This window comes from Polynucleobacter aenigmaticus, from assembly GCF_002206635.1.
Taxonomy (GTDB): Bacteria; Pseudomonadota; Gammaproteobacteria; order Burkholderiales; family Burkholderiaceae; genus Polynucleobacter; species Polynucleobacter aenigmaticus.
Window position 1 is genome coordinate 48,309 of the sequence record NZ_NGUO01000018.1, and the last position, 6,062, is coordinate 54,370.

Consider the following 6,062-nt stretch of genomic DNA (forward strand, 5'->3'; position numbering starts at 1 on the left):
TTATTGAGTAAAAGCAATGCCACGTGCTTTTAAGGATGCCACCTGATCATCCGTTAAGCCAATGCCACGCAGAATGGCATCGGTGTTCTCGCCAATATTAGGCGCTAAGGTCTTGATTGACCCTGGCGTCCGTGAAAGTTTCGGAATCACTCCGGGAACATCTAATGTTGCGCCATCTTGCATCTGAACCGTTTCAATATTGCCGCGGGCTTTGTAATGCGGGTCATTGGCAATGTCGGCAACGGTATAAATCTTTCCAGCAGGTACCGCTACAGAATCCAGTAACTCTAAAGCCTGGTCGGTAGTCATTGTTTTAGCCCACTCACCAATGGCCTGATCTAATTCCGCAACGCGAGCTACCCTGCCATCATTGCTCTCTAGCGCCGGATCACTCGCCAAATCGTTACGTCCAATCATATCCATGAGTCGCTTGAAGATGCTATCGCCATTACCAGCAACCAACACATAACCGCCATCTGCACACAGGTAGGCGTTACTTGGGGCGATGCCTGGTAAGGCGCTCCCGCCAGCTTGCCTAACTTCTCCAAATGCGCTGTACTCGGGGAGCAAGCTCTCCATGCAATTAAATACTGCCTCGTACAAGGCGATATCAATCACTTGGCCTTTGCCACTTTGGTGACGCTCTTGTAGCGCCAACAAAATTCCGATGACGCCATGCAAGGAGGCCAGGGTATCGCCGATGCTCACACCTACTCGAACTGGCACTCTACCCGGCTCTGCGGTTAAGTGCCGCAGACCACCCATGGCTTCTGCCACCACCCCAAAACCCGGCTTATCTCGGTAAGGGCCAGTTTGCCCGTAACCACTAATTCTTAAAATAATCAGTTTGGGATTCAACTCAAGTAAACGCTCTGGATCTAGTCCCCAGCCCTCTAAAGTCCCTGGGCGAAAATTTTCAATCAAAATATCCGCTTCAGAAATTAAGGTTCTAACAATATCTTGAGCTTCAGCTTGTTTAAGGTCCAAAGAAAGTGATCGCTTATTGCGTGACTGCACTTGCCACCAAACTGAAGTGCCATCTTTTAATAGACGCCACTTACGTAAGGCATCACCCACCTTAGGAGGCTCAATCTTGATCACATCAGCACCAAAATCAGCCAAAGTCTTTGCGGCAAATGGCCCGGCGATTAACTGCCCCATTTCAATCACTTTTAGCTTGGCTAAAGGCTCCATAACCTTCCTTAGAATATGAATTTCATTCAAGTTACGCCCTTTTTGCCTGCTTGAGAATTGCTATGAGTCGATCAAGCCTTCTCATTTTGCGAAGGCTTAGCTAGAATACGCTTATGAATCCCCAAATTAACCCTGCCAGAGTCGACTTTGTAACCCTCAAGCTCTTTTGTGCCGTTGCTCAAACTGGAAGCATTACCAAAGGCGCAAGTGAATGTAGCCTCGCCCTTTCGGCCGCCAGCCGAAGGATTTCTGAACTGGAGGAAACCGTTGGCCTCACCCTCTTAGATCGGTCCGCTAGGGGGGTCACCCTGACACATGCAGGACATGTTGTGATGCAGCATGCCCTGCGACTATTTCAAGGATTTGAACAGTTTAGCAATGAGCTCGGGGGCTACTCCAAAGGCATTAAAGGCCACGTGCGCTTGTGGGCAAACATGTCCGCCCTAACAGAATTTTTACCGCCAGCACTAGCGAAATTCTTAAAGGCGCATCCCGAGATTGAAGTCGATGTAGAAGAACAAATCAGCGGGGATATTGTTAGAGCTCTGCTAGATGGGATCGCGGATATCGGCGTATTTGCAGAAGGACCACCAACAACCGGATTAGATACCAAAATTATTGGCAACGATCAACTCGTGATTGCTTGCAGCAAATCACACCCACTGAGCAAAAAGAAAAAGGTTTCATTTGAAGAGTGCCTAAACTATGACTTTGTAGGACTCAATCGTGGCAGCGCATTGCTTGAGCTCACCTCCAGAAAAGCCGAAAAACTTGGTAAGCAAATGAAATTGCGTATTCAGGTACGTAGTTACGATGCGATGTGCAAAATGGTTTCTGTCAATCTGGGTATTGGCGTACTTCCACTCCAGGCCTGCTTAGCGCAAATCAAAGCCATGAACTTGGAAGCCGTACCGCTAAAAGATGATTGGGCAGATCGCAATCTACTCTTAGCAATTAAGGATGGCGCAAACCTATCTCCTTCAGCCGTATTACTGAGCGAGCACTTACTCAAACAATGCGTGTAATTAATCTAGGAGTTAAAAACCACCCGAAGGTGGCTATAACTCTTGCTACTAGGTGAAAATGATTTTTAGTTTTTCTTAAATACTTGCCGACCATTTATCCAAGTTTCATTCACTTCAATATCTCGAATTTTGTAGGCGTCCGTTTTCATAGGATTTTTGTCAACGATGGCAAAGTCAGCATACTTACCCTTCTCAATCGATCCAACCTTATCATCCATCTTCAGTTGATAGGCTGCGTCAATAGTAACTGCCTTTAAAGCATTATTAATTGACACCTTCTGATTTGCATTCAATACCTTTTGAGGTGAAACTTGCCAAAGTCGTGCAGCCCCCTCGGAAGCGTACTTCAATGGATGAATAGGGGAAACGGGAGAGTCGCTATGGTACGCAAAATGCATACCTTTTTTAATTAAGCTTGCACTAGGATCAATCCTGTTGGCCCTTTCGGCGCCCAAAAGATGATCATGAAACGCCTCGCCCCAATAGTCTGTATGTCCAATCGTAAAACCAGGAACAACACCTAATTTTGCTGCCCTAATGATTTGCGCTTCAGTGGGAACCGTAAAGTGCTCAATTCTTAATCGAGTTTTGACATCACTAGGTTTTATCACTAACCTCTCAAAAACATTCAGAGTCTGCTCAATAGATTTATCGCCGTTGGAATGCACCGAGATCTGCCAGCCCTCGTCAAATCTTGGCTTAGCTAAATCATAGAGCTCTTGTTCAGTAAAGTTGAGAGTGCCCGTATTTTTCGTGCCAGCTGGAAAATCATACGGCTTAGTCATCGCACCAGTTAAACCTTGATTCGAGCCATCCGCCACAATTTTGACGCCAATTAATTTAAAGCTGTCATCACCTTGTCCCGGCTTATAGCTATTGTTAGTGCTTGGGTATGCGCTCGAATACATATAACCCCTCACCCTCACTGGAAGCTTGCCATTACGGGTCATCGCATTGAATAAGGCATATTCCTTATCAACACCAAGGTATCCACCCACGGTAATTTCTGCTGAGGTGGTAACGCCTTTACTTACTAGTCTCTGACCAACCTTAACAATCGCTTGCTCAATCACCTCTTGAGTAGGCAAAGGCATCTTATTGAGGAATAGATAAAAAGCGGGTGCCTCATAAACTACGCCAGTTAAATGTCCCTTGCTATCTTTTAGGAACTTACCACCCTTGGGGTCCGGACTGGAATCAGTCAATCCCGCAACTTCTAAAGCCTTGTGATTCACATAAGCAATATGCATGCTTTGATTCAAGATGAATATTGGTTTGGTGGTGGATACCTTATCCAATATGTCTGCCGTTAATTCAGACATAAAGGGCTCTGTTCTAGATGGGTCAACACCAAAGGCATTAATCCAATCGCCATCTTTAATGTTTTTACTGTACGCAGTAAGTTTTGCCACTAAGCTATCTAAAGTGTCATGCGGCATCGTGAAATTAGAGAGATTAAGGAAGATCTCCTCTGAAAATGCTGTCCCCATAATATGCACGTGGGGCTCAACCATGCCGGGCATTAAAGTTTGACCATTTAAGTTAATTAACTTAGTGCCCTCTCCCTGCAATTTTTTGAGGTTCGTAAAAGAGCCAACCCCTATGATTTTTCCATCTTGAATCGCCACAGCTTCTGCCTTTGGCTGCGCCTGATTCATCGTGACAATATCGCCACCATAGAAAATAGTATCGGCATTACCTTTGGCAAAAGCCAGCGCGCATTGGGAAAGCAATAAAACGGAAAGTAATTTTTGAGTGAGTTTCATGGATGATCTTTAGCGTTGGTCTTTATTAAAATTTAAAAGTCACGGCAACTTGTGGACCCTGCATCGTTGTCTTTTGTAAGACACCGCCATCCTTCATGTCGTAATAGAGGGCGCGATAGGTCAGGGATGCATCAATGAGGTTGCTGAAAGTTTTTCCAACTCCAAGCATGGCCTGCCATGTCAGGTTGGTGGTACCCCCGCCACTACCAATATCGCCATAGAAGGGAACATACCATGTGGAGTCTGCAATACGGTAGCGTCCTTTCATGCCAACAACAGGGTCGACGGTCGAGGTTGTTTTCGCGGCAGTTCCTACCCCAGTCACATTTAATGTAGCTGTAGCGTAAATAGCGCGAGCACCAAGTAGGCCGTCCATATAGGCATCTTTAGTATTGGCGATAGTGTAGGTGACGGCGCCAGTTAAAACCGTCTGCTGCAGAGTGATCTTATCTCCTAGAGTAGCAGTGCCGCCCTGCACTGGAATTGCACCAGAATTTTGCAATGTGGCAGAAACTACATCGCCCATCATGCCCCATTGGCCTTTATGTGCTTCGGCAGAAATCATGCCGCCCGACTTGAGATTATCCAATACATTGCTGGATGAGTAGTCCGCGGATTTAGCAAGGCCGTTGCCAAGATTCAAGGTAGCTTTAATGCCGGGAGCCCAAAGATACGGCGTGACTTCAAAACGCCATTCACTTGAAGCCTTCGGGATGGGGGTTAACTCTTCCGCAGCAATAGAAATGCTGGAAGAAAGTAATGTGCAAACTCCAAATAAGGGTAATAGAAGTGTTTTTTTCATATTAAGTTATAGCTGGCGGTTTGTTGATAAATAATATATGTAGATTTTATAGGCCTTTCGAGACGCCACACAATAACCCTCTTTCTACTACACTTATCCATGATTTACATTCATATCAACCCTAGGAAGACAGATGACCCTCATAGATAAACTGCAATGGCGATATGCCACTAAAAAGATGGATTCCACCAAGGCGGTCTCCCAGGAAAAAGTAGACCAAATTCTTGAGGCGGTGAGATTGACCGCGAGCTCTAGCGGACTGCAGCCCTATAAAGTGCTTGTTATTACTAATAAAGATATCCGCCAGCAAATCAAGGCAGTCGCCAATGATCAGTCCCAGGTTACCGATTGCTCCCATTTACTCGTTTTTGCTGCTTGGGATAATTACACTGCCGAGCGCATCAACACGGCTTTCGATATGACAGAGACAATCCGTAACTTTAAGAGCGAGTCAGGGACTGCCTACCGCCAAATGCTCTTAAATACTTATCCCGCTAGAGATGCCGAAGTGAATTTCAATCATGCTGCTAAACAAGCTTACATTGGCTTAGGCACAGCTTTGATTGCAGCTGCCTATGAAGAAGTGGACTGCACTCCGATGGAAGGCTTTAATCCAGCAGCAGTAGATGAAATTCTCAATCTACAAACTAAAGGCTTGCGTAGCGTTGTCATGCTTCCTTTGGGATATAGAAAGGCAGATGAAGATTGGTTACTCAATTTGAAGAAGGTTAGAAGATCCAAAGAGCAATTTATTTCTTGGATTAAATAAATATCCATCAGCACTACAAAAAAATACCAACCACTCTGAACTGACCCCCAAAAGTTGGACGCCAAGTCCAACCAAGGGGGTTTTGTTTTATGAGCAAGTACAGCAAGCAGTTCAAGCTAAAGGTAGTTAAAGAGTTTTTAAAGTCAGGTGGTCAAAGGCGGGTTGCTCACCTATTTGCGGTTAATCACTCGCAGGTCCGAGACTGGTTTTTGGCCTATCAAGCGCATGGCCCTGGTGGCCTTACTCCAGACCACCAACGTCACCCTCCCCAGTTCAAGCTTGAAGTGCTGCAGTACATGACCAAACACCAAGTATCGGCCAGACCAGCTGCGGCCCACTTTGGCATCCGCAGCATGAGCACTGTATTGCGATGGCAAAAACTCTACAATGAGGGCGGTATTACAGCCCTTGCCAATCGACAGAGAGGACAACAGCCTATGTCCCAATTTAATATCAAAGCATTACTCAAAAAGCCTGTCTCGGAACTCACACCTGCAGAGTTGCGA

Annotated in this window: 6 protein-coding genes; 3 read left to right on the forward strand and 3 right to left on the reverse strand. The window is 45.8% G+C overall.

Annotation, left to right across the window (positions count from 1 at the left end):
• Positions 1–1,194: a CaiB/BaiF CoA transferase family protein gene (locus CBI30_RS09995; RefSeq protein ID WP_088528153.1), complete on the reverse strand. Its 1,194-nt coding sequence runs from the start codon at positions 1,192–1,194 to the stop codon at positions 1–3.
• Between the two features lie 113 nt (positions 1,195–1,307).
• Here CBI30_RS09995 and CBI30_RS10000 point away from each other — a divergent pair, with 113 nt between their 5' ends.
• On the forward strand, positions 1,308–2,219 hold the full coding sequence (locus CBI30_RS10000) for a LysR family transcriptional regulator (protein WP_088528154.1): 912 nt from the start codon (positions 1,308–1,310) through the stop codon (positions 2,217–2,219).
• 65 nt (positions 2,220–2,284) lie between these two features.
• Here CBI30_RS10000 and CBI30_RS10005 read toward each other — a convergent pair whose 3' ends face one another.
• Positions 2,285–3,985: an amidohydrolase gene (locus tag CBI30_RS10005; RefSeq protein ID WP_088528155.1), complete on the reverse strand. Its 1,701-nt coding sequence runs from the start codon at positions 3,983–3,985 to the stop codon at positions 2,285–2,287.
• 25 nt (positions 3,986–4,010) lie between these two features.
• A complete protein-coding gene (locus CBI30_RS10010; RefSeq protein ID WP_088528156.1) occupies positions 4,011–4,787 on the reverse strand; it encodes a hypothetical protein in 777 nt (258 codons plus the stop codon).
• 133 nt (positions 4,788–4,920) lie between these two features.
• Between CBI30_RS10010 and CBI30_RS10015 the strand changes: the two genes are divergently transcribed.
• Together CBI30_RS10015 and CBI30_RS10020 are read left to right on the forward strand one after the other, a co-directional pair.
• The gene (locus tag CBI30_RS10015; protein ID WP_088528157.1) at positions 4,921–5,556 is read left to right on the forward strand and encodes an NAD(P)H-dependent oxidoreductase; all 636 of its coding nucleotides are present in this window, start codon (positions 4,921–4,923) and stop codon (positions 5,554–5,556) included.
• An 89-nt stretch (positions 5,557–5,645) separates the two neighbouring features.
• Positions 5,646–6,062, forward strand: a 417-nt coding sequence (locus CBI30_RS10020; RefSeq protein WP_143744386.1) for a helix-turn-helix domain-containing protein, incomplete at its 3' end; no start/stop codon positions are given.